Source organism: Sulfitobacter indolifex (genome assembly GCF_022788655.1).
Classification (GTDB): domain Bacteria; phylum Pseudomonadota; class Alphaproteobacteria; order Rhodobacterales; family Rhodobacteraceae; genus Sulfitobacter; species Sulfitobacter indolifex.
Genome location: NZ_CP084952.1, coordinates 119,443 through 144,071, shown reverse-complemented (window position 1 = coordinate 144,071; position 24,629 = coordinate 119,443). Strand labels below are relative to the sequence as shown.

Genomic DNA, 24,629 nt, shown 5'->3' with positions numbered 1-24,629 from the left:
GCTATTCTCCCAATCCAAGGATACGGCGCGCTTCGGTAGGGGAGGCAATCCTGCGCCCGTTTTCTTGGCAAATCTCGACGGCGCGTTCAACGAGAGCTGCATTGGATGGTGCAAGGGTGTGGCGATCCATGCGAATATTGTCTTCGAGGCCCGTGCGCAAATGCCCCCCTGCCTGCGCTGCCCAACGGTTCAATTCCGCCTGATGCTTTCCAATACCGGCCGCACACCATGGCACGTCGCCAAAAAGACGCTTCACTGTCGTGATATAGTAATTGAACACGTCGCGGTCCGCCGGCATCGCATTTGTGACCCCCATTACAAACTGAATATAAGGCGGTCCGGTGATCTCCCCTTTATCCACCATAGATTTGGCCTGCAGGATATGGCTGAGATCGAAGGCTTCAACTTCAGGCTTGATCGCCCGCGACTTCATCTCCTGGGCAAGCCAAGAAACAAGATCGGGTGGATTCTCATAGACGCGGTTCGGAAAGTTGTTCGATCCGACCGATAGAGAAGCCATGTCAGGACAAAGCGAAAGCATACCCCCTCGAGCGCGCCCAGCCCCCGATCTGCCACCGGTTGAGAACTGAATGAGCATGCCGGGACAATGTTTCTCAATCCCTTCCTTCAGGCGGGCAAATCGCTCGGGGTCCGCCGACGGCGTCTCATCGTCGTTGCGCACATGCGCGTGGCATACGGATGCACCGGCTTCGAACGCGGCCTGTGTGCTCTCGATCTGTTCGGGCACAGTTATAGGAACGGCAGGATTGTCGCTCTTTTTCGGCAAAGAGCCGGTAATTGCGACGCAGATCATCGCTGGCGGCATGGTAGACATGGCGGTACCTCAAATTGTAGCGATGGGAGTGACCGGAGACCCTAGAGCACCAGGCAATCTGAGCGGCGGCGCGGTCAGGAGAAAATCACATCGGCCAAGCGCATCAAGAGCCTTCGCCAGATCAGCCAGATACCAAAGCTCAGCAAGAGGAAGACCGAGCTTGAAGAGGCAATGATGATGCAACGGCAGTTTAAGCGTTGCGCCCAATGGCGGGTCGGGGTTCTCGACCGCATAATTATCAGCGCATATGGCTGCGATGCCGCTGTCGGTAATCCATTGGAGAAGTGCTAAATCATGACCATCCAGAACGGCACCGGTGCGATCTAGCGCTTCGACATCCGGCGCACCATTCATTTCGACGATCCGCTCTGCAAACCCCGTTCTGAGCATCATGAAATCGCCAGGCCTTATGTCTGCACCCGTTGCGTCAAGCGCATGCATCAGATCATCGCGATCAATAACGCGCCTGTTTGTGCCAAAGACCTTAGCAAGATCCACGAGAACCGCACGACCCTGCATACCATGGGTGGCCATGGTTTCGACGCCGAGACGTTCTGCACGCGACGATCCACCCGTTTTGGCCGGGGCCAGGACGTCCCGATCAGCCCTATGCCCATTGTAATAGACCTTTTCGGGCACACCGTTGTCATCCACATCAAACATCGCGCCCACATGCGCAAGCGAGTCCCACTGTGTCGAATATTGGGTGTAGAGAATAACCCGATCATCGCTAATCACATCGCGCAATGCCGGGTCGAGATTGGCCAGTGGAAAGTTCACATACTGCGCGCCGTCCAGTTCCGTTGGGCTAAGCCGAGGGGGATGACGGCGCGGGTTCAATAGGTTGCCACCCGGCAAATCAAGGGGCAGCGATAAGCAAAGGGTCCGCCCTTCGGTGACAGTTGCCAAGCCAGCACGCACTTGCTCGGGTCCAATAAGATTCAGCCGGCCCAGTTCGTCATCAGCACCGAAATCCCCCCAGTTTGACCCCTCGGGCCGTTTCGTCCAGTTCATCATATCTCTCCATCATTCCCTGTATTGCGCCCGCACCGACCAAGCACAAAAGGGGTGTCCTATCCAATTGCGCTACGCCCCTCCCGAACCGACAATAACCTGCCTCAAATGCGTCTGCGCTGCTGGTCTACATTCTCAAACGCTTTGAACGCCGATCAAGGCGCAGGATGTTAGTCACTCATGCGCTAATGAACCGACGTGCAGCGGCAGACCCACGACGCCACGTCCCACGAAGAAGCCAAATATGCACCACCCCACTATCAATTACCGTTTGATTATCACACAGGCCGAGTGATAAGCAAACATTACATATTGTATCAAGGGAGGATTGATATGAACGCATTGGCCAATTTTTTCACGCGGCTGATAGGGCGCTACCTGCCCGACCCGCTGGTCATCGCCTTTGGGCTGACATTCTTAACTATTGGCCTCGCGATGGTGGTAGAGGGGGCCGGCTTCATTCAGACGGCAACCTATTGGGGCGAAAGCTTCTGGAACCTTCTCGCCTTTTCGATGCAAATGACCGTTATCCTGCTTGCTGGATACCTTCTGGCCAAATCACCGCCTGTGAACGCGGCTTTGGTATTTTTTGTCTCTAAAGTGGAAAAGCCCGCGACCGCGGTAATCGTTGCGACATTGGTCGGCGCGATTGGAAGCTGGCTCAACTGGGGTTTTGGCCTCGTAATTGGCACCTTGGTCGCGCGCGAACTTGGCCAACGCGTCAAAGGCCTCCACTATCCGTTGGTTATTGCCGCCGCCTATTCGGGGTTTGCACTCTATGGCATTGGCCTGTCCGGTTCCGTGCCACTGCTCATTGCAACCGAAGGGCATTTTTTGCAGGCAGACATCGGAATTGTCCCGATCAGCGAGACCATTCTTTCGCCGGTCCTTCTTATAACCAGCCTCGTCATCGTCCTGACTCTGCCCCTCTTCAACGCTTGGCTGCACCCCAAGGATCCGTCCAAGGTCATTGAAGCCAAACCCGAGGCACCCTCACCAGCTGCCGCAGCCGCAGGCGACGCCGTGCGCTCTATCGCAGACCGCATGAACAATAGTCCACTTCCCGGTATTGCGATTGGCCTTCTCGGCCTCGTCTACGCCGCAAATCATTTTGTCACGGGCGGCTCGCTTAACCTCAACATCATTAACACTATTTTTCTCTTTCTCGGGATTTTGCTCTTTGCCTCCCCAGCCAGATACCTTGCGGCACTGGGTGACGGTGTAACAATCGTGGCGGGGATTATCATTCAATACCCTTTCTATGCGGGCATCTTAGGCATCCTCACAGGCTCTGGCCTGCTGGTGACGTTCGCTCAGATGTTCGTTAACATCTCCACACCTGAAACCTTGCCAATCTGGTCGTTCCTATCAGGCGGCCTAATCAATCTATTGGCGCCATCGGGAGGCGGGCAATGGGCTGTTCAGGGTCCGGTCATGATGGGTGCGGCTAAAGAAATCGGTGCCTCCATTCCGGCCACTGCGCTTGCAGTACAAATCGGAGATCAGTGGACCAATATGATCCAACCTTTCTGGATTCTGCCTGTCTTGGCAATCTCCGGCCTCCAGTTGCGCGATGTAATGGGATATATGGTTTTGATCCTCATTTATCTTGGCCTCATCTTCGGCGCGGCCGTCATGCTGTGGGGCTTTTTGGGACTATAAACAAAAGGAGTTGGTCATGCCTTTCATGATCGAAACATGGGATAAGGATGGCAACCACGCGCTTCGCCTTAAGCTGCGGGACCGCCACCTCGACTACCTAGATCAGCATCAAACGCTTCTTTTGGCATGTGGGGCGAAGCTCTCGGACGATGGTGCTTTCGCGTCCGGGGGGATCTATCTGGTCGATGTCGAGGATAGGGCCTCGGCCGAAGACTTCATCCAAAATGACCCTTTCCACGAAGCGGGTCTGTTCCAGCGGGTCGAGGTGATCCGCTGGCGCAAGGCATATCTGGCCGGAAAACGGGAGTTATAAGAACTATGCTTTTTCAGGTGAATATGACCGTAAAGCTGCCGGCAGATATGCCGACGAGCGAAGTTGAAGAGATTAAGATGCGGGAAAAAGCCTACTCCCAAAAGCTGCAGGAAAGCGGCGAATGGCGCCATATCTGGCGTGTAACCGGCACCTATGCAAACCTGTCGATATTCGACGTCAGCAATGCTGATAGATTACATGAGATTATCTCGGGTCTTCCGCTTTTTCCCTATATGGACATCGACGTGAAATCCCTGGTCCGCCATCCCTCCTCGGTACGCGCCGACGACAGCTGAACGCCGCAGAACCCTCACCGCCGGTTCACACATCACTGGCCTTGGCATCAACAATATCTGGGCGTCGAAGACCAGTTGCACATCAAGCCAAAAGGGCAAAAAGTCCGCGCACCGCACCGCGCGAAAACCTGGAACTTGATGCCCCAAGTGGCAGCATGCACAGTCTTCTTATCGGCCTCTCACAGCCGGTCAATCGGCTCTAGGATCGCAAGCAAACGGCGCAGGGTAGGATTGGTTGGGGCATCAAGATGGGCAAGGCCGATCCGGCTCGTTACGGTGGCATCAGAGATCCGCACAAAGCTGACCCCTACCTCCGCCATACGAGCAACAGAAGCGGGCACAAATGCCACGCCCAGACCGGCAGAGACAAAACTGACGATCGCAGTGAACTGTCGGGCACGATGGGCAATGTGGGGGGTAAAACCAGCGTCGCTGCACAGCGCATAAGCGCAGGCGGCAAATCCGAGATCAGGGCCGAGATGGGTAAAAATAAAGCTTTCTTTGCACAGATCGGCCATGCGCACGGATTCCGCCCCCTCCAGTCTATGTCCTCTGGGAAGAGCCAACATGATATCTTCTTCTAAAATGTCCCTCGTCACCAGCACATCTGGCACCCCCGAGAGCGGCAAGCGCACAAATCCGGCATCGATCCTGCCTGCGACGATCTCGCGGATTTGAAGATCCATGTCCAATTCATGCAAAACCAGATCGACATCCGTGCCCGCCCGAAATGTCTTCAAAACACGTCCAAGAACGCCAGCATAAGACGCGGATCCAATGTAAGCCAACTCGATACGACCGCGCCGCCCACCGCGCGCGGCGTCAGCAATATTTTCGACGCGGTGAGCCTGCCTCAGCAGGGCGCGCACCTCTGGCAAAACAGTTTCGCCAAATTCGGTCAACAGTACACGACGGCGGTTTCGGTCAAACAATAGCTCGCCCCCGAACTCGGCTTCGAGCTGTTTGATCTGTTGCGTCAGCGCTGGTTGAGCGACACCTAGAAGTTGAGCCGCTCGCCCAAAATGCAAAGTTTCGGCGACGACGTCGAAAGCTTCATACTGGCGCAAGGTCGCCGTCAAACTTCTATTCATCCGGGCCCTCCATGGCGACTGTTTCTATTATCACACAGAGGGATGTGAGAAGCACTGAGATACCGCAAAGGACGAAGACCGCATCTTCTTGCGCCAGAATGCGCAGGGGTTGCGCGGTTCGCACATTGGGAAGGTCTGTTCCGCCAAGCTGACCTCCGCTACAAAGCACCCCCCCCCAAAAAATTTCTCGGAGGCGTTTTGATTGCGTGGCTTTCGAAGCCGTAACCTAAGCCGCTACTCGCCCCCCTGCCTACCTTAAGGGTCTGTCCTTAGACTTCAGTTCTTTTGAATTGCCCGCAGAACTCGGTCGAGCGCTTTGCCCTGCTTGGAATATTTGGCGGGGCCGTCCTTGACCAGATTGTAATAGGCCGCAGCATCATAAAGCTGCACGGGCAGGCGCAGATCTCGCGCCGTGAGCTGCCCGGTGGCAGCCAAGACGGCATAGGCCGCGATATAGAGATTGGCGCGTGCGGTGACCCGCGTCGATTCCGCATCCAGCAACACCTGCTCAGCATCCAGAACATCCAATGTGGTCCGGGCGCCCAGCTTTGCTTCTTCACGCACCCCCTCAAAAGCGGTGCGCGCCGCGCGGATCTGCCGGTCTGAGGCTTCAAGTTGCGCCCGTGCGGACGTCAAAGACGCATAGGCATTGCCGACCTCCTGAGAAACCTCGCGGCTCACAACATGAAGATTGGCGCGCTGCGCATCCTGCTGGGCCATGGCCCGCCGTACGGCTGAGGATAAAGCGCCACCTTGATAGATCGTCTGACCGGCCTCCACCCCAACACTGCCACTGCGATTGTAGCGCTGACTGTCAAATGTCTCTGAAAGACCGTAGTTCCCTTGCAGCGTCACCCGAGGCTTCATTGCCGCCTCGTTTGAACTGACCGCCAACCCTGCGGCCGCAACTTGATGTTGCGCGGCCGCAACGGCGGGATGGCGCCGGACCGCCAGCGCCTTGGCAGCCTCGATATTGCCACCCACATTGGGCAGCTGCGGTGGGGGGCTGAGATTGCCGGGTCTGCGCCCGACCACATTGATGTATTCCTCAACAGCGCGCAGCAAGGCGCCCTCGGCCCCTGCCAGCCCGCTGCGGGCCTGTGCCAATTGCGCTTCCGCGAGAGCGACATCCGTGTTGGTCACCTCCCCCACTTCAAAACGGTCGCGCGCAGCACGCAACTCTTGAGTCAAGAGACGCAGGTTGTTGTTGCGCAGCGCCACAACATCCGAGGCCTCAATGACCCCCATATAGGCAGCCACGGCGCGCAGCAGCACCCGCTGTTCGAGGTCAAGCAACGTCTGGCGGGTGGCCAGCACCGTCTCTTTTGTCGCCTCAATCCGGTATTGGCTTGCGCCAAAATCATACAGCAGCAACTCTCCGATCAGGTTGATCGACGCGGTCAGAGCTTCCGTGGACTGCGAGGGCGCGAGACTGGAGGCCCGCGTGTTGCCAAAGCTCTGCGTCAACGCCCCAGCCCACCGCAGCACCGGTTTGAGCGCGGCTTTGGCGCTGGCCACATCTTCATCAGCGGCGCGCAACAAAGCGCGGTTTTGATCCAAGAGCCCCGAATACTCATAGGCACCAACCAGAGCGTCCGCCAAGGTTTCGGCCCATAGGGGACGCGGCATCAACAGCGCCAGCGTGAGGGGCAAAGCGACACCTGCGCGTCGCAGGGACCGTTTGAGATGAGGTATGTCCATTGCTCGTTCTGCCTTTTGTTTGCGCGCAATCACGTTGGCCTTAGCGGGCGGATGCGCTTTTCTTGCCCTGATCGTTCACAAAATTAAGGTCCTCAAAGGTCCGGCTGCCGCTGTCCGTGTGCTGCGCGGTGCCTTCACGTCCAAGTCATGAGTAATGTGACGCCAGTGATCTTGGGAAGGACTATGCCATATTTGCGGAAAGTTTGCATTTGATATCTGTTGCGTCGCGCCTCAGCCATTCTTGTGGTTCAACACGGTCTCCACGTCATGTGCCACATCATCCCAAGTGCGCAGCGCGCTTGTGCTGATCTTCTGCTCCAGAACGCGCCGGTGCTCAGGGTCTGCGATGAGCCTGTGGCAGGCTTCATAGATGCTGCTGATGGACTGGGCATCGCAATATTCCACCAAATCCCCACCGACCTCAGGCATGGAAGAATTATCCGCCACCACCGCGGTCTTGCCAAAGGACAGGCTTTCACCAATCGGCAGGCCCCAGCCTTCGTAAAAGCTGACGGTCGCTGTAAAAAGGCAGTTCTCATAAAGAAACCCAAGCTCAGTATCGCTGGGACGTTTGGCAAATTGCACCCAGCCACCCAGGTTGCCGGTGGCCGTCATCAACTCTTCAAAGTCGTCGTTATACCAGCCCGGCTTGCCCGCAAAAACAAGCTTGGGCACATCAAGCCCCGGGGTTTGAATAAGACGCTGCCAAGCTTGCGCGAGACGCCAAAGATTTTTGCGCGATTCCATCGTGCCCACGACCAAGACAAAGGGGGTCTTGGTTAGGTTCAGCACAGATTGCTGCAACCCCTGCAAACTGCTGAGACGCGATTTGAACGGCTTTGCCGGGTCCCTTACCCGGTTGGAATGTACCACGTTGAACTTTTGTGCCAAGGGCACCACGTCAATGGGGCGCTGCTGCCCGACTTCATCCATAAAGCGCTGCAGGTCGCGGGCCGTGTTTTGCGAATTCGCAATGAAGCGGTCGCAATACCCCAAAGATGCCAGCAACCAATGGTAAAACTCGCCCGAGAAATCCGCCGCAATATGCTCAGTCGCAATGATCGGGATCAGATCATGTACCAGTTGGTAGATCTCAAGGCTCTTGTCGTCCTTCAAGCGCTGCAGGGCGGGCTCCAGCCCATCGATGTTCCAAATTGCGCCTAGAATGATCAGTTGATCGCCTGGCTTCGCGGTCTGGCTCACGTCCTCTCGAGAGAGCTCTTCCGCCCCCTGTGTTTGGAGCGGCGCGCGGCGCGTTTTGAAGGTCTCCCATTCTTCAATGCTCGAGCCCATCTTGGCAAAATAGCGTTCATGTCCGCGCGCCGCGTGATACGCACGTACCTTATGGTAAAACCAGTACTTTAGGGGCCTGTTGCGATAGCGCACTAAGGTGGGCGCAGCATTATGCTGAGAGCGCGCCTTCTTGCCGAAGAAAACCCGCCCCAAATCATCGGGAGAAAACTCTTCCATCTCCCTAATAAAGCTGGAATCGATGGCGACATAGGCGCGCCGCGCCCGGTCCCAATAGCTCAGCCGCACATTGTCGGCCCCCAAGCGGGCGACCATGCGGCGGATGACCTCAAAAGAAACCCTTTGAATGCCCGACACCGTGGTCTCTTTCTCCACGTAGATCAGAATGTCGGTCATATCGAAATAGTACATGTCGGGTTCTCTTCCTTGACTCTGGTGCTTAACGCCCAAGAAAGGTAGAGCACCGCCTTAGTGACGCTCAGTGAAGAACAAGTTAAAGTTCCTCAACCCCAAGGACGATGTTAAGAGGACTTATGAGCCCAATATACTATGACCTTTCAGAACAATTTCTCTCTTCTGGCGTCAAGTTTAAATATTACGGCATTGCGAGAACCGTGATGGAGGTGGGGTATGAGCTCGCCCGCTCCTCGGCTGACGTACGTTTTGTGGTCTTCTCGCCGGCACATGATCGCTTCTTTGAGGTCGATCCAAATATCGGTGCGGCCTCTGAGACAGGCGTCTGCGATCCTAATATCCCGGCCGCCGCAAAGCCCATGCGCATTCGCTATAGTTTTCCCGAGCCTCATCCGCTGCGCGATGCAATCTACCCGCTTGTACGCACAGTCATGAAACGTATCTGCCTCAGCAAATGGCGCCGCGCGGTCCCCGAAGGCAGTCTGCGCGAAGTGGATCTCTCAGGCCAAATCCTCGTGTCCCTCGGGCGGCCTAAAATGATGGCAGATTACCTCGTCGCGTTGGACAAGCAGAACATCCGCCCGCGGTTCTATCCACTGATCCACGATATGATCCCGCTGCATGAGTTTGCGCACCCGCGTCAAAGCATGTTTGCGCGTAATTTCGCCCATGACAATCGGATCGTCATCAGTCACGCCGAGAAGGTGATGACAAATTCCCGTTTCACGAAGGCAGAAATCGAAGAATTTTCTGCCTCTGGCCATCTGCCCGACCTCCCTCCCGTTGTGCCCGTCCCCCTGCCCCATGAGCTGCGCGAAACAAACGAGACGGTCGATATCGACATCCCCGACACCCCCTATTTTCTGGGGGTCGGGGTGATGACGGGACGCAAGAATCTTGAGTGCATTCTACAAGCGATGCTTCATCTGCACAAAACAGGCCGCCCTGTGCCGCTGTTTGTCTTGGCCGGCGCCCATAGAAAGAGAACTGTCGCATATCTCGACAGGCCAGAGGTGGCACCGATCAAAGATAAAGTGCGCCTCCTTTTGAACCCGAACCAAGCGAGCTTGCGCCTTCTCTATCAAAAAGCCCGCGCGTTGATTATCCCAAGCCATATGGAAGGCTTCGGTTTGCCCTTGGGTGAAGCCCTATGGCTGGGAACCCCCGGCCTTTCCGCCACGACTCCGGCGTTGTGTGAAGTGGGGGGAGATTTGGCAGAATACTTCGATCCAAACGATCCCACGGCGCTCGCAGCCCTTATCGACAAAATGCATACTGATCCCGCGGCATATGCCGCTGCAAAAGACAAAATTCTGCGCAACCATTCCTCACTCCGGACCTGGAACAACGTTGCGACAGATATCATCGCCACGGTATCCGCCGACTCCGCAAAAGTCTGAGGCATACCATGACCAACCAAGATCATACCGCAGCAGCGCAGACAGACACGGCGAAAGCGGCGCCCAAAGACAAAAGACGTGCGCCGCTCTTCAACGACCAAGATAAGGACAATATCTCCTGGTTCTGGTCCACCTATCTTAAACAACGCGCGCCTTGGTTGGGCCTGGTCATGGCGATGATCCTGGTTCAGGGCTTTGCCTACCAGCAGTTTATCGCCCTCACTGAAAGCGGGTTAAGGGTGATCTTCGATGAAGGCACTGTCGCAGGGCTGGTAAAGGTCTGCGGCATGGTGTTGGCGATTTTCTCCTTGCGCGCGGTGATGTCTTACTGGGTCCCCCGACTCTCAGCCTGGCTGGCCAGCGACGCGGTGTTCAAGATGCGGCGCGATCTGATTGATCATATGATGACATTGGATCTGGCGTTTTTTGAGCGGACAAAATCGGGCGATATCATCTTGCGGCTGGTCAATCAGGCGCAAGATCTGTCGGGCTTCATTGGCCAGACCACAGTTAACGCGGTACGCGATACTGTGACCATCATCGCCGTCTCAGGGTATCTGATCTGGAAAAACCCGGCTCTCTTCATGCTGGTGATCATCGTCATGCCCACGATCACGATCGTGGTCCGACGGATCTCTCAAGGCATCAAAGGCACACAAGCAAACGCCGAGAATGCCATGGGCAACTACATGTCCGGGATCGAAGAGATGACGAACGGCATGCGCACCGTCAAAATCTCTAACCAAGAGCCCGTGGAAAAAGCCCGCCTCAACAAAGCGACCGGTGAAATCAAGGACCTCTCCATTCGTCTGCAGAGACTGCAGGCGATGATGAGCCCCACCGTCGATGTGTTGGCCGCGATCATCTATGTTTTGATCATTGGGGTGGGCGGCTACATGGCCCTCAGCCCAGGATTTGAGATGGATGGCGCCGGCATCATCGGTTTTATGATTGGCATGGCATTGATTTTTGACCCTGCGCGGCGCCTCACCGCCTTCTTTGTCAGCATGCAAGCCAGCTTGATCATTCTCGACAGCTTGCGCTCTCTTTACCGTGAAGTGCCCAGCATCACCAATGCGCCGGATGCCAAAGAAACATTTAACGCTGCCGGCGATATCATTCTGGATGATGTCACCTTCCAATACTCTGAAAAACATCCCCTGTTCTGCAACGTGAACATGGTCTTTGAGGGCGGCAAGGTCACCGCCATCGTCGGGGCAACTGGATCCGGCAAAACCTCGGTTCTAAGTCTTATCGCCCGGCTTTACGATGTCAACGAAGGGGTCGTGACCATCGGCGGCACGCCCGTCAAAGAGTTGCGCGTCGACAAGCTGCGCCAATCGTTTTCTGTGGTGGCCCAAGACATCGTCATCTTCAACAGCTCGATCTGGGAAAACATCCGCTACGTCCGTCCTGAGGCCACCGATGCAGAAATCTGGCGCGCAGCTGAACTCGTGGGTATCGACCAGTTAATGCGCGATCGCGGCGACGCGCCCTTAGGCCCAAAAGGCTCCCAACTCTCAGGGGGTCAGAAACAACGTATCGCCATCGCCCGGGCGTTTCTGCGCTCGGCCCCAATCTTGTTGCTCGATGAGGCCACATCCGCGCTTGATCAACGCACTGAAGAAAAGGTGCGCGACGCCATTCGCGAGCTCAGCAAGGACAAAACCACCATCCTCGTTGCCCACCGCCTCTCAACCGTGACCCATGCCGATAATATCTATGTGCTCGATGAGGGACGGGTGGTCGAAGAAGGCACCCATGCGGAACTGATGGCCCAAGAAGGCCTCTATGCCGCTATGTTCAATGCACAGCGCAGTAGTTATGGTTGAGCAAGCTTCGTTTGCTTCGCCACGTAAAGGAATAAATATGCCATCGTTCAAACTGCCTCTATTCCTCTTGGCGAGTGCTGGTACCGCACTTGCAGCCTGCGCAATACCTTCCATGCCAGAAGCACCCGATGGCGCTAAATTCTACGCGGAAAATTGCGTTTCGTGCCACGGAGCCTCAGGAAAAGGAAACGGGGCTTTAGCGGCAGAACTTGATTCAGCTCCTGCAGACTTGACCCTTCTGGCCCGCAAGAACGACGGCACTTTTCCCCGCGCGCAGGCACTCAGCTACATCTATGGGCACCCAGAGCAGCGCCATATGGAGCGCGCCATGCCACAGTTCGGGGGAGCGATGGCACATGATACGGTGCCGGTCGAAATAAACGGCATTCTTACACCAACACCGCGTGAGCTGGCAGGGTTGCTTGTCTATCTGGAAAGCATCCAGCGCTAAGGGAGCAATCGCGCTGATACGCGCTGTGAAGCGCCCATGGGTCAGAAATCTCTCCAGCTGTCGTCAGAATCCGGGTAAAACAGTCATCAATCCGCTGCGGAATTGCCGTTGGTGTGTAGACGCCGCCAGTGATGTCGCTGGCCGACGTCTCAGCCGACCCACGGCATCCTCGTCTTTTATCACCCTGTCAGTCAGAAGAGCATCCGGTCTAGGCCAACGTGTTCAGGAGCTTCGGCGATCATTCGATGGCCGATTTGGGTTGAGGACAATAAGATAGTTTATAGTCTATAGGCGATATTTACATTTTTTAGCTTATAAGCTATAAGTTGGTAATATCGCCTCGGAGCTATCAAAATACCATGAGCAATACGTCCGCATACCCCGTCCGAAGTTTGCGGCAGGCAGGCACAGCTTTACGCGCCCGGCGGACTGCGCAGGGCATGAGTCAAAAGCAATTGGGCAAAATTACAGGTACTGCCCAATCTACCATTTCGGACATCGAAAACGGCGTTGTGGCAGCGAGTCTCGATGTTTATTTGCGCCTGCTTGAAGCCATGGGCGCTGAGCTTTCCGTGTCAGACCGTCTGTCCGGTCGAGACATAAACTGAAATGGCGCGCATTCCCCGCACCGGTCGCAGCAGACGCCAAAGTAAAACTGCTGTATGGTACGAGAGATCCAAAGTCGGAACCCTGACACGGGGAGCGGATGGCGCAATCGGCTTCACCTATGATGTCGACTGGCTGGAATCCGACACGGCCTTTCCTGTTGCCAGCGTACTGCCGCTGTCTAAGACGAAATGGCATGGCAATCCGGTGGTTGCCGCCTTCGACAACCTTTTGCCCGATGCAGAAGGAGACCTGCGGGAGAAGATCGCCGCACGCGTCGGCGCTGCCGGACAGGATGTATACTCACTACTGTCGGTATTAGGGCGCGATTGTGTAGGGGCGCTTCAGTTTCTACCGATGGGGGAGGACCCATCAGAACAAGACATGTTGTATCGCATCATCTCGGAAGAGGAGATTGTAGCTGACCTAAAGAACCTCGCAGCAGCGCCACTCGCACAGGGCGACGACGATGATTTTCGGATTTCCATCGCCGGTGCGCAAGAAAAGACAGCCTACCTTCAAGTGGATAGTCAGTGGGCCAAGCCGCGCGGCATCACACCAACAAGCCATATTTTCAAAACGCCTATGGGGGTTCTCCCCGGTCCGGACCAAATCGACCTAAGCGACAGTGTCGAGAATGAATTGTTTTGTATGACCCTCGCACGTGAAATCGGGTTGCCTGCCGCGCATGTCGAGAAGATCACCCTTCCCGACCAGATGGTTCTGTCGGTTGAGCGCTTTGATCGGGATTGGCGAGGGGACAAACTGATGCGCCTGCCTCAGGAGGATATCTGCCAGTCATTGGGGTATCCCTCCGCGAGGAAATACCAGAAAGCCGGTGGCCCTGGTATCGGGCAAATAATGGAGCTGCTGCGGGAATCCGATACGCCCATCGAGGATCGAGAGACATTCTTTCGAGCGCAAATTTTCTTTTACTTGATTGGTGCCTCGGATGGGCATGCCAAAAACTTCAGCCTTCATCTGGGACGTCAGGGACGTTTTAGGCTGGCGCCTCTCTATGATATCTTAAGCATCGCCCCGATCGTGCGCGCAGGGCGATTGCAACGGAAACGCTATCGGCTCGCCATGTCGATCGACGGCCACTACGGTATCGACGAGATAGTACCTCGCCACTATGAAGCCGAAGCGCGCGCTGCCGGACTGCCCAAAGGCCGCGCCCTAGAGCTATTGTATGATATGGCAGAGCGGCTTGACGCCGCGTTGGATCGGACCCGGCTCAAGCTTGGAAAACTGGCCCCAGACACCGTCAGTGATCCGATCGAAAGTGAGGCCATGGAGCGAGCCACGCAAGTCAGGCAGCTGCTTTAAGGAACGAGGCTACATCGAATTTGGAGACCGTTGTTTCCCCTGAGGCGGCCAAGGAACTCTGCACCCGGTTTCTCAACTCGACGAACAAGGCAGCTTATCTCTGGCACGTGAAAATATGCATTTCCAATGCGGTTTCGCCCGAAGGTGTCTGGGCCTGTCGCAAAGGAAACATCGCGGTGCCTAAGATCCTCATGCATTTTTGAACCTGAATACGGTGATATGGACCCACTTTATGCTGAAGGCATCCGCCCCATCTGTACGCGCTCTTCAGCGTTGTCGGGTTGCTCTCGCCTAGGGTTAGAAAATCATTTCGCCATTGTTCAAGTTCAAGAGGCGTGGGTGACCAAACCTCTCCATGGTGCTTTTGAACCCGAAGACAGACATCAAAAGGAGGATAGCCTGCGCACCAAAGGGTGCATTTCTTCAGCAAAATCCCCCTTTGTGATAAGATTGCCAGCTTTGCTCTAAGCCCTCTGCACAATTGCGCCTCAGCCATCCTCCGGCGGATAATAAGTAAAAACCTAAGGCGCCTACATACAGGGCGCCATCACCCCGCTAGGAGACAGCAGAATGTCAGTTCAGATCGGCTCAAAAACCATCAACGGGGACATGAGTGATTGGGCAGGCAGCAGACCACTGTTTACTGAAACAAGGTCAGGTGGGTATTCTCTTTACGGCGAGACTTGGCCTGATGGTGTGATCTTCGCAATCAGTGGCACCGCCCCCATTGGGGCAAATACCACAATCTGGCTTGATACCGATCTTGACCGATCAACCGGCCACCAAATTTGGGGGTTCACGGGGGGCGCCGAATACAACATTCAAATCGCGTCAGACGGAACGGCGGCGCTCTACTCGGGCGGCGTAGGCGAGACCTTTGTTGCCCCGCTCGAAGTGCAATACAACTCCGACAAGACCGTGATGGAAGTTGCGCTCCCTTCTTCCGTGCTGGCACTGCAGGAGTATCTGCGCGTCTTTGCAGATGTGAATGATCAGTATTTCCTTCCCAATGACTATTCAAACATCGACCTGATCGTCGGACCAGGCGAGCAGTCCGGGCCTGCGCCTGTTGCTGCGGGGCAGTTCACGCTAGACGGCGATTTGGCCGATTGGACCGAGAATGCACCGCTTTATACTGCAGACGATGGCACGGCACTGCACGGAGCGATCTCGGAAGGCTACGCTGTCTTTGCAATCAATGCCCCCGTTCAGATTGGCCAGAGCACGACGATATGGCTCGACACAGATCTTGATCCTTCCACCGGGTATCAGATCTGGGGCTTTGCAGGCGGTGCAGAATATAACATTGAGATTGCTGCAGATGGCTCTGCAGCTCTTTACAGCGGTGGCGCGGGGGAGGTTTTTGTGCGCGATCTCGACCTGCGCTACAATGCCGACCGCACCATCGCAGAAGTGGCTGTGTCCTTGGCCGATGCAGGTATCACCAATGCGGTTCGTGTCTTAGCGGACGTGAACAATTCGGTTTTTCTACCGGGGGATTATTCAAACACAGACCTTATTGTGGGTGACACTGTTTCACCGGCTCCTATCGTCTTTGGGCCCTATGTAATTGACGGTGTTTTGTCCGAACATCCGGCCTCGACTTTGCTCTATACGACGGCCGACAATGGCGCACAGATTTTTGCCGATGTCGTGGAGGAAGGGGCCGTTATTGGCCTCACGTCAGACACAGGGATCGGGGCTGGCACAACCATTTGGCTGGATACCGACCTAAACCGGTCTACAGGTCATCAGATCTGGGGCTTTGCGGGCGGAGCGGAATACAACATTGAGATCGCTCAAGACGGGACTGCAGCTCTCTATACAGGAGGGGCCGGCGAGGTGTTCGTCGCAACCCTCGATATCCGCTATGCCGAAGGTGGACGCTCAGCTGAAATTGCCTTGCCGCGCAGTTTTGCCAGCTTTGAGACCCAAATCCGCATATTTTCCGACATCAATAACTCTGTGTACCTTCCAGGGGACTATGCAAACGGAAATCTAATTGCCGGCACGCCCGCCAGTTTCCCAGGTACGCCTGATGTTCGCGTGGGCATTGTCTATTCAGAAACAACGGCTGCGAACTACTTCAACATTACGAATTATGGTCAATTGATCATGTCCGCCCAAAACCAGGCCATGCAATCAGGCATCCCCTTCGATCTTTTGGACGAAACCGCCCTGACCGATGCAGCACTCCTAGCGCAATATGATGCTTTGGTCTTCCCCAGCTTTGCCAATGTCCGCGCAGATCAGCTTGATGAGATCACCCAGGCGTTAAGCCTTGCTGCACAAAGCGGCACTGGCCTGATCGCTGCAGGCAATTTCATGACCAATGACGAGACCGGTGCTGCGCTGGCCGGAAACTCCTACGCACGGATGCAATCTCTTCTAGGGGTCACCCTCGAGGGGTTTGGCTCGACACAAGGGGTTGAAGTGGTCGCAGGAGATGCAAGCCATTCAATACTGGAGGGCTATACCGCAGGCGCCTCGATCGACCACTATGAGACATTGACCTCATATCTGCACTTTAAAGACGTCACGGGAACTGCCGAAGTCTTGTTTGATCAAGTTCTCACACAAAACGGTGTCCAAATCTCAGAAGAAGCCGTTATTGCCACAGATCTCAACAACAACCGCAATGTTCATTTCGCCACAGACGCGGTCATTGGCAACTCCAATATCTTGCACGAAGCCATAGACTGGGTTGCCAAAGATGATCCGGGCACGGCAGGTATCGGACTGCAAATGTCACGCGGCTCATCCCTCTTCTATTCGCGCAACGACATGGACCAAAGCCAAGAATACTATGACGTGGCTGTGTTGGATGAAGGCATCTACGATCGTCTCGTACCGATTTTGGCGGACTGGAAAGAGCGATATGATTTCGTGGGGTCTTATTACATAAATGTTGGGGCAAACCCGCCAGATCAACAGACCGATTGGTCCGTCTCTCTGCCCTACTACAATGCGATCCTATCCATGGGGAATGAGATCGGCACACACAGCTACACGCACCCAGAAGACACGAACCTTTTGAGGGGCGACACCCCTGAGCTGCTGGACTTGCTCGCGCGCATCGATCCGCGCGATCCTGATAGCCTCAATCCTTGGGAGTTATCCGTGTCAGAACAGGAAGTACTGAACAACTCCTTCCGCTTCCAGTTCGAGACCTCTACGCTCGAAATCGCCCAAAGGCTTGGTATCGACATCACGGGGGCGGCTGTGCCAGGTGCTCCCGAAACGCTTGATACGTCGCTCGAGATTATCCGATTTTTTGACTACCTGTCGGGGGGGTATTCTGGCGAGGGTGCCGGCTACCCAGGCGCCTTTGGGTACCTCACTCCTGACCAAAAAACAGTGTATCTTGCGCCAAACATGAGTTTCGATTTTTCTCTGCTCGACTTTCAAAACCTCTCCTTGGAAGAGGCCGCGGCCGTTTGGGCCGCCGAACTTTTAGACATCACCAACAATGCCGACACTCCTATCATTGCTTTCCCATGGCATGATTACGGGCCGACCGAATGGTCATTTGATAATGAATCCTCATCCTACACTTTTGAGCTGTTTGATGAGTTCCTTGCCTTGGCACATGCATCCGGAACCGAGTTCGTAACGGGCCAAGATCTCGCTGAACGCATTAAGACATTTGAAGCCAGCGAGCTCACACTCAACCGGACAGATAACAGCATAACGGCGCAGATAATTTCCGGTGATGCCGCGGGACGTTTTGCGCTCGATGTCGGCGAACAAATCAGCGCGGTCTCTGGCTGGTATGCATGGGAAGGGACCCAAGTCTTTCTGCCGCAGGGCGGTGGGCAGTTTGAGATTACCCTAGGGGGAGCGGTCGAAGATGTAACGCGTCTGACCGCGCTTCCGGACCGATCAGAATTGGTGTCGCTCAGCGGTGATGGGCGTAATCTTCTCGCTGAAATCATAGGCGGGGGTGATCTGTCTCTCAATCTTAGCGCGGATTGGGGGGATGGAAATGTCATTATCCGCGGTGCGCTCACGGCCCACCAAGTGACGTCTGAGGGGATGATGCTTGTGTTGGGAGAGGGGCTGAACGTGCTGTCGGTGGACTATGTCGAGGGCAGCACAGCAGGTACATCCGCCAATGAGATTATGATGGGTGGCTCTGCGGATGATACGCTTATCAGTCAGGGCGGCGCGGATGTACTACTGGGCGGCGCAGGAGAGGATGTATTCGTCCTTAAAATGGAGTCCGCTGGCACGACAGTTTTGGATTTCGACCCCCTTGCGGAAATTTTTGTATTGGATTGGCGCTCTGATGCAGCCGCATCCCCTTGGCAAACCCAAGAAGACATTCTGAACGCATTTGTAGATTACGATACAGGGACAAGACTGACCTTCGGAGACGGTTATCTTGTCGATCTTGTGGGTCTTGAGCGTGCCCAGCTCGCTACGCAAAATTTCCAGTTCAATGATGGATCATGGATGCTGTGATTAGCAGCATGTGATGAAGGAGAGCACAATGAAGAGGCGCATTCTCACCACTGGTGGGGCTGGATACATCGGCTCACACACCACAGTCGAACTTTTAAAAGCAGGCCATTCGGTTGTCATTCTTGATAACTTTGAAAACTCTGACCGTGACCGGGTTGCACGAATTCCCTTGATTGCAGGCACCGCTGATGTGCGCCTGGTGGAAGGCGATGTACGCGATGCGCAGTTAATGGCGGATGTGCTAAAGCGCCACAAGATTGACGCGGTGGTGCACTTTGCTGGCAAAAAAGCTGTGGCTGAATCAGTTGCTAATCCACTGCTCTATTATCATGACAACATTACAGGTGCGGTATCCGTGCTCTCTGCGATGCGGGAGGTCGGGTGCAAAAAGCTCATCTTCTCATCTTCAGCCACGGTCTATGGCGACACTGAGGTGCTTCCCATCTGCGAGACAGCCCCCACTTCTGTCTCTAATCCTTATGGGCGGACGAAGCTCATGATCGAGGAAATCATTGACGACACCGCGGCTTCACTGGCCGATTTTCAGGCTATTTCGTTGCGCTATTTTAATCCGGTTGGCGCCCATGCGTCCGGGCTCATTGGCGAGTGCCCCCGCGGCGTGCCGAACAATCTCTTTCCTTATATCGCCCAAGCTGCTGCAGGAATAAGAGACTACATACAAATCCATGGCAGTGACTATGAGACCAGCGACGGCACAGGCAGCCGTGACTACATCCATGTCGTTGATCTTGCACGCGGACATGTCGCTGCGGTGGAGCATCTGTTCTCAGCCTCGGCGGATTATACACCTCATCGCAAAGTCAACCTGGGCACGGGTCAGGGCTATACGGTGCTGCAAGTGCTTCACGCATTCTCCAAAGCTTGTGGGTTTCCAGTTCCTTATAAGAGGGGCCCGCGTCGTCCGGGGGATGTTTCCGCCTCATTGGCAGACCCATCGCTTAGTCGTGCTTTGTTTGGCTGGAAGCCTGAGCTCGGTCTCGAAGAAATGTGTCGCGATCATTGGAATTTTCAAAAACGTGAGCGTGACAAGTCGAACAATGGTATGTGCATGCCCTCGCTCACACATCAGATCATATCCGATCACGCAGCAGCAGCGGAAACATATCTAGCGGCGCCTGGCGGCCGAGACATCCTCAATTGAAAAGGTTTCTCGGCATGTTTGTTGCCGCAGCAGCTTCGCTGACCTCTCTGCCTGGCCTCGCCTGCACAGAGCCGGCTGATAGCAGAGCCCTGCGCCTCACTTCGGCGCTCAAATCCGGTTATGGCGTTCAATATTGGGGGGCTTCGTTCCAAGCGGAAACACTGGCACAGGCGCCGCATGGTCTCTTGATCATCGAGGCGACAAAAATCGGCGCAGCTGATACGTCGGATGGGCGTGAAGTTACCTTCACCGCAGAGGAAATGGAGCGGATACGCCGTCAGGGCGAGCGGCCCGTATTGGCCTATCTGAACCTCACGGAGGTAGAGCCTTGGCGCGATTACTGGCCTGAAGACGGAAAAACGCCCCCGTGGCTTGGGCCAGAGACATCGACCGGTGACAAGCTCGCTGCGTTCTGGCGGAGCGAATGGCGAAAAATACTTCGGCAGCGTGTCATCCGCTTGATGAACACTGGCGTCGACGGTCTTTTTCTTGATGACGCGCTGAATTACTTTGTGGCGGGCTCTTTGAAAGACAAAGCGCCAGACATGCCGTCAGATGTGCCCGCGGCAGCTGAGGTCATGCTATCTCTCGTTCAAGAAATAGCAGCCGAAGCGCGGACAGTGCGCTGTAACGCTCTGATTATTGTCAATAATGGCGTGTTTGTAGGCCGAGATGCCGGGTCGAAAAGCCGAGCTGCATTCAACACGTATCGTGCTGCGATCGACGGCATTATGATCGAAGATGGATTTGGCGGCGCAGATACCCCTGTTTTGCATACAGCCTTGCAAGAAGACTACATTGCCGAAGGCATTCCGGTTCTCTCACTGGACTTCGCCGCGAAGGCACAAGCCGAAGACATGGTGAATAGAGCGCACGTCAAAGGGTATGCGCCCTATATTGTTCTGGATGGCAGTTTCTCTTCACTTGCACCGCCTGTCCCCAGTGCTCCTTAACCTCGAGCTCACTGGTTATTGAGAAGCGTCCCGCGGCGCCGGAGAAGACCTGCTTTGCAACAGGCCCTTAAGGGTCAAGCGCATCGCCCGACAGTTCCTGCAAACGGTCAAAATACTCCGTACCCTGCAGCCTTCGCGCGAGAGCAGGCCATAGCCTCTGGTCATGTGGCGTTTGCACGCCCCGCTGCAGAGCAACAAACGCTTCATCTGGTCGCTGCCGTGTCCTCCTTAACGTGTTCTATATGGGTACATTTTAGAGCATTGGAGGCCGTAGGGGTATCTTTTGATGATACCTTAGACGTGCAGCCGAGGATCCAAGGCGAAGGGCTCTTGCTGGATATCATCAAACCGATCTTTAGCTTTCTCTGCATCGAACATCAGATTCCAACTATGCCGACTGACCGTCGACGGGATCAGTACAAAAATATGATCTTTCAGCAGCTCATCGCCGAACGATTTCTGTCCCGGTCCATGTGCACCCGGAACCAGCCAATTAGAATTCGGAATATCGCTCACGTCTAGAACATGAACGTCATTAAGATCGATAACGCGAGCTGATGTCAGAGTGTGTGGAGCAGTATCAAGTGCCTTGAAACCTTTGTGCACAGCAACTTCAAGGATTGCTGTGGAGGGATCTACTGCGCAGTAAACTGCTCGCACGCCCACAGAATTCCAGCGGCCCCCGACCTGAAACGAACCTTCACCCGATGACCAAGTGGGAGCATGTCGTTTTTGATCAAGTCGCCAGAACCGCAATTCTCCAGAACCGATTGGAGATGGAAGCGGGGTCACGTATAAACTCCGTACTCCAGCCTGGTAAGGTAGTTCTCTACGGCTTCAGCTCCGGCCGTCGTAGATAGAAGATCAATTGGGCGCCGGTTATCGAGGCCAAAAGCAGGCTCTAGCATCCAGTTTTCTGCTGTTTCTTGGTCGCCTAAAACACTAATTGCTTGAGCTAGAATTTCAGCAAACTGCCATGCTCTGCTACTTTGCTCAGTTGACAGGCGATCAACCTTCGAACTTGCTTTCTTACGCTGAAGCGTACGCAAACTCATGCCTATAGCTTTCGCTAGCGCATCACCGGTTGAGAGTACTGAGACGCTCTCAACCAGGTGGATTAAGGCATCTGCTGAGAAGCCTTTCATTATCTCATCGTGAGCTTCCAGCGAGTTTTTAACCACATCTGCGAATATGTCGGCGCCACCCAACAGATGATAGGCTCCAAAAGTCTCATTTAAATTGAGGTGAACCCGGTTCTCAGTATCCAGAACATGCGCCTTAACCTTAGCCGATCTTGGTGGTGCTCGACGCTTACCGCCGAGGCCGGATGAAGCTGTTGCAGTCATGAAAGCTCTCCTTTGATCGCGCCACGTGTCGCATATAATGTGACACGTGGCCATAGGATATCAAGAGCGATCACTCAAGCGCGAACGCATCCAGATTCCCGAGGCCTTGAGTGGCACCAACCGCCTCTTGGGGGCGGGCTCGTCCCCATTGAGGAAATCCGAACGATTGAAGGGACGGAAAACTGTTTCATTGAAAGCTTTACAGGCGTTGAGAAGCTCTGATGCCCTTATCCAAGGCCACCTTGCGATCCAACGGCTTACTACCGTCCGGGGTCATCCTTACGATGCTTGCTTCCTTAAGTTCAGCGGCGTCGATTACGCCGCGTGCATAGAAGCTCATATCCATGCCAAAGTTGACGTTATCTTGGGTCGCGTCAAAAAAACCAGTCATATTCAGGCGGAATGCTGACCGCCAAGACCGGTACTTGGAGAAAGTTACAGGCTTCCGCAATCCATTGCCAACGAATAGAGCGGCTGGACATAAAACTCACCATCCTGTCACGCGGAGCCTTGTCTTATGCAAATCTTGGTTCCTGAGACAAAAGGGAGCCAATACCCAGCACTGCAAACTGTGGGGCAGTGGCGGGGGTGGCGTCGTGCGGAGCTTGATCTTTTAGGACCGCGGTCGAGTTTGACGACCCCCGTCTTTTCTAAGGACCTGAACGAATACGGAGAAGACCGGCTTTGCAACAGGCTCTTAAGGATCAAGCGCATCGCCCGACAGTTCCTGCAAACGGTCAAAATACTCCGTACCCTGCAGCCTTCGCGCGAGGGCAAGCCATAGCGTCTGGTCATGGAGCGTTTGTACACCCTGCTGCAAAGCAACAAATGCCTCATCTGGTCGCTGCCGTGTCAGCGCCCATGCTGCGTCCACCAGAGGGGCTTTCTCAAGATACTCAGGCGTCAACCAAAGCTGATAAGGCAAGAGCGCGCCCTCGCCATCGTATCGTATGAGAGGCAAAAACACGTTCTTTGGTGGTTGTTCCTGTACCGGCATTTGCTGCAACAGATGTTTGAGAGGGCCAATGTCACCACTTCTATCGGCGTAAAGTATAACGGCCTCCCAGCCCTCGGTTGTCACCGAGCCGAAGGTCACCCAAGGCTGGATCATCAAGCGCGCAGCGTCGTAAAGCCTCACTTCCGTAAATGCTTTTGTTAAAAGAGCTCTGGCATCCGGCACTTGAGAGACCACGGCTGCAGCGAATGTCTTTGCGAGACGTGGCCGCGCCGTCATCACCTTGGCAATAGACATCATCATGGCTGGCCCATCTGGCTCTGAGAGTACAATGGGGGTCGCTTGGATCAACAGATCGGGCTGCTCTGCGCTCAGGGCAATCGCAGCAAAGCGTTCTGCTAAAGCTGACCTATTCTGTCCTGGCAATAGCAAAGCGGAATGCGCCACATCCAATGCTTGCGAAATCGCACCATCCGCCGCCATGAGATCAACCAACCGGATGCGCTCTGAAGCCGTCAGCTTCGTCAATGGGACCGTGGAGAGGACTGTGCGTTCTGCGGCGCTATCGCCAAGTCGGCGATAGGTATCCGCTAACTTCTGGCGCTGGTTGTCGTTTGGCGAAAGGCTTTGAGCAGCGGCAAGGTAATTTGCTCCCTGTCGTAGATTGCCGGCGCGAAACGCAAGATCGGCACGGGCAGTTGCAATACTGGCTGTGGGTCCGGTGCGCGCTGTGAGGTCTGCCAACAATCTATCGGCCAATGCGCCGTTGCCTGTGGCGGCCGTCAACTCTGCTTGCCGAAAAGCAAGAGGCGGTGAAAGAGGGTCTTTTGCTGCATTGAGCAAGCTCAGCGCCTGGGTTTCAGACAATGAGGTCAGTTGTGCCTCTTGATCCAGTTCCCCCTTGGGCACCAGAAAAAAAGCAGCACCGACCCCAAAGACCACAAACAAAACAAGGGGCAATACGATGTCACGGTCCCGCATCAAGGACACCCTACCATCAAGGTTAGCTCTCTTGATGTTGCAAGATGGTCTGGCACCATAAATTGCCATAAATTCGGCCCAGATGAAAAGACGGGCAAACGGTCCTGCGCAAGGCGGATATCGGGTTTGAGCGGCGCCCGGACGGTGATCTGACCTGTGCCTTCGACCAGAGCCGTCGTTCGGCATCCGTCACGGTGCAAGCGCTCCAGCTTTGGACCCGCCTCGATCAGTTCAATTGCTTGCAAAGCAGCATCTGTGAAGCTGTGCTTCGGACCTAAAGCGATCACAGGCGTCTCAATGGCCGGGTCCAACGCGATGAACAGTGCAGAGCCCAACCGCCAAGACCCCAACACCCCCATGCTGCGGCCCATATCTAGGGCTAAATTTCCCGGGCGATCAAACCGCACTGTGTGCAAGGCACCGCGATTGGCGATCCGCCATACATGCGACCCGAGAGGCTCGATCTGGGTAGAAACGGCACCCTTTAGCAGTTCAGCGTATTGAACCACACTCATTGCGGCCCGGTCCTTTGAAGTATGAAGCGCCCGCACCTGTATCACAGCTGCCCGTCCG

At 55.1% G+C, this 24,629-nt stretch carries 21 protein-coding genes; 11 read left to right on the top strand and 10 right to left on the bottom strand.

Annotated features, from left to right (window positions below; genetic code table 11):
• Position 1: 1 nt before the first annotated feature.
• Positions 2-814, bottom strand: coding sequence for a BKACE family enzyme (locus tag DSM14862_RS16695; RefSeq protein ID WP_322790852.1), 813 nt, complete (start codon positions 812-814; stop codon positions 2-4).
• 30 nt (positions 815-844) lie between these two features.
• Positions 845-1,852 (bottom strand): cyclase family protein, encoded by a 1,008-nt coding sequence (locus tag DSM14862_RS16690; protein WP_007121193.1) that lies wholly within the window; start codon positions 1,850-1,852, stop codon positions 845-847.
• 330 nt (positions 1,853-2,182) lie between these two features.
• On the opposite strand from DSM14862_RS16690, the gene DSM14862_RS16685 reads away from it, so the two are divergent.
• Genes DSM14862_RS16685 through catC form a run of 3 tightly spaced genes read left to right on the top strand, consistent with a single transcriptional unit; the run spans position 2,183 to position 4,120 of the window.
• A complete protein-coding gene (locus tag DSM14862_RS16685; protein WP_243254559.1) occupies positions 2,183-3,511 on the top strand; it encodes a short-chain fatty acid transporter in 1,329 nt (442 codons plus the stop codon).
• 16 nt (positions 3,512-3,527) lie between these two features.
• On the top strand, positions 3,528-3,824 hold the full coding sequence (locus DSM14862_RS16680) for a YciI family protein (protein WP_007121190.1): 297 nt from the start codon (positions 3,528-3,530) through the stop codon (positions 3,822-3,824).
• Positions 3,825-3,829: 5 nt separating this feature from the next.
• Positions 3,830-4,120: a muconolactone Delta-isomerase gene (gene catC, locus DSM14862_RS16675; RefSeq protein WP_243254551.1), complete on the top strand. Its 291-nt coding sequence runs from the start codon at positions 3,830-3,832 to the stop codon at positions 4,118-4,120.
• 179 nt (positions 4,121-4,299) lie between these two features.
• Here catC and DSM14862_RS16670 read toward each other — a convergent pair whose 3' ends face one another.
• The 3 genes from DSM14862_RS16670 to DSM14862_RS16660 all read right to left on the bottom strand — a co-directional run bounded on the left by DSM14862_RS16670 (position 4,300) and on the right by DSM14862_RS16660 (position 8,574).
• Positions 4,300-5,211, bottom strand: coding sequence for a LysR substrate-binding domain-containing protein (locus tag DSM14862_RS16670; protein ID WP_243254550.1), 912 nt, complete (start codon positions 5,209-5,211; stop codon positions 4,300-4,302).
• Between the two features lie 276 nt (positions 5,212-5,487).
• A complete protein-coding gene (locus tag DSM14862_RS16665; RefSeq protein ID WP_007121299.1) occupies positions 5,488-6,912 on the bottom strand; it encodes a TolC family outer membrane protein in 1,425 nt (474 codons plus the stop codon).
• A 231-nt stretch (positions 6,913-7,143) separates the two neighbouring features.
• Positions 7,144-8,574 carry a glycosyltransferase family 4 protein gene (locus DSM14862_RS16660; RefSeq protein ID WP_007121298.1) on the bottom strand — a complete coding sequence of 477 codons (1,431 nt, stop codon included), beginning with the start codon at positions 8,572-8,574 and terminating at the stop codon, positions 7,144-7,146.
• A 122-nt stretch (positions 8,575-8,696) separates the two neighbouring features.
• On the opposite strand from DSM14862_RS16660, the gene DSM14862_RS16655 reads away from it, so the two are divergent.
• The 8 genes from DSM14862_RS16655 to DSM14862_RS16620 all read left to right on the top strand — a co-directional run bounded on the left by DSM14862_RS16655 (position 8,697) and on the right by DSM14862_RS16620 (position 20,774).
• Positions 8,697-9,977, top strand: coding sequence for a glycosyltransferase (locus DSM14862_RS16655; RefSeq protein WP_007121297.1), 1,281 nt, complete (start codon positions 8,697-8,699; stop codon positions 9,975-9,977).
• Positions 9,978-9,985: 8 nt separating this feature from the next.
• Entirely contained in the window at positions 9,986-11,809 is a 1,824-nt protein-coding gene (locus DSM14862_RS16650; RefSeq protein ID WP_243254549.1) for an ABC transporter ATP-binding protein, read from the top strand.
• Complete coding sequence (locus DSM14862_RS16645; RefSeq protein WP_322790851.1) at positions 11,769-12,260, top strand: c-type cytochrome; 492 nt, start codon at positions 11,769-11,771, stop codon at positions 12,258-12,260. Before DSM14862_RS16650 ends, DSM14862_RS16645 begins: the two co-directional genes overlap by 41 nt.
• A 359-nt stretch (positions 12,261-12,619) precedes the next feature.
• Positions 12,620-12,868 carry a helix-turn-helix domain-containing protein gene (locus DSM14862_RS16640; RefSeq protein WP_040701867.1) on the top strand — a complete coding sequence of 83 codons (249 nt, stop codon included), beginning with the start codon at positions 12,620-12,622 and terminating at the stop codon, positions 12,866-12,868.
• 1 nt (position 12,869) lies between these two features.
• Positions 12,870-14,195: a type II toxin-antitoxin system HipA family toxin gene (locus DSM14862_RS16635; RefSeq protein WP_007120913.1), complete on the top strand. Its 1,326-nt coding sequence runs from the start codon at positions 12,870-12,872 to the stop codon at positions 14,193-14,195.
• Positions 14,196-14,765: 570 nt separating this feature from the next.
• Positions 14,766-18,659: a hypothetical protein gene (locus tag DSM14862_RS16630; protein ID WP_007120912.1), complete on the top strand. Its 3,894-nt coding sequence runs from the start codon at positions 14,766-14,768 to the stop codon at positions 18,657-18,659.
• Between the two features lie 13 nt (positions 18,660-18,672).
• Complete coding sequence (galE, locus tag DSM14862_RS16625) at positions 18,673-19,821, top strand: UDP-glucose 4-epimerase GalE (protein ID WP_243254547.1); 1,149 nt, start codon at positions 18,673-18,675, stop codon at positions 19,819-19,821.
• A gap of 14 nt (positions 19,822-19,835) precedes the next feature.
• Complete coding sequence (locus DSM14862_RS16620; RefSeq protein ID WP_007120910.1) at positions 19,836-20,774, top strand: endo alpha-1,4 polygalactosaminidase; 939 nt, start codon at positions 19,836-19,838, stop codon at positions 20,772-20,774.
• 294 nt (positions 20,775-21,068) lie between these two features.
• On the opposite strand, the gene DSM14862_RS16615 is transcribed toward DSM14862_RS16620, so the two are convergent.
• The 5 genes from DSM14862_RS16615 to DSM14862_RS16595 all read right to left on the bottom strand — a co-directional run bounded on the left by DSM14862_RS16615 (position 21,069) and on the right by DSM14862_RS16595 (position 24,571).
• Positions 21,069-21,566: an RES family NAD+ phosphorylase gene (locus tag DSM14862_RS16615; protein WP_007120909.1), complete on the bottom strand. Its 498-nt coding sequence runs from the start codon at positions 21,564-21,566 to the stop codon at positions 21,069-21,071.
• On the bottom strand, positions 21,563-22,120 hold the full coding sequence (gene parS, locus DSM14862_RS16610) for a type II RES/Xre toxin-antitoxin system antitoxin (RefSeq protein WP_007120908.1): 558 nt from the start codon (positions 22,118-22,120) through the stop codon (positions 21,563-21,565). Before parS ends, DSM14862_RS16615 begins: the two co-directional genes overlap by 4 nt.
• Before the next feature lie 199 nt (positions 22,121-22,319).
• Positions 22,320-22,511 carry a hypothetical protein gene (locus DSM14862_RS16605; RefSeq protein ID WP_007120907.1) on the bottom strand — a complete coding sequence of 64 codons (192 nt, stop codon included), beginning with the start codon at positions 22,509-22,511 and terminating at the stop codon, positions 22,320-22,322.
• A gap of 306 nt (positions 22,512-22,817) precedes the next feature.
• Positions 22,818-24,056: a hypothetical protein gene (locus tag DSM14862_RS16600; RefSeq protein WP_007120906.1), complete on the bottom strand. Its 1,239-nt coding sequence runs from the start codon at positions 24,054-24,056 to the stop codon at positions 22,818-22,820.
• Entirely contained in the window at positions 24,056-24,571 is a 516-nt protein-coding gene (locus DSM14862_RS16595) for a hypothetical protein (protein WP_243254546.1), read from the bottom strand. The genes DSM14862_RS16600 and DSM14862_RS16595 overlap by 1 nt, the downstream gene beginning before the upstream one ends.
• Positions 24,572-24,629: the final 58 nt, after the last annotated feature.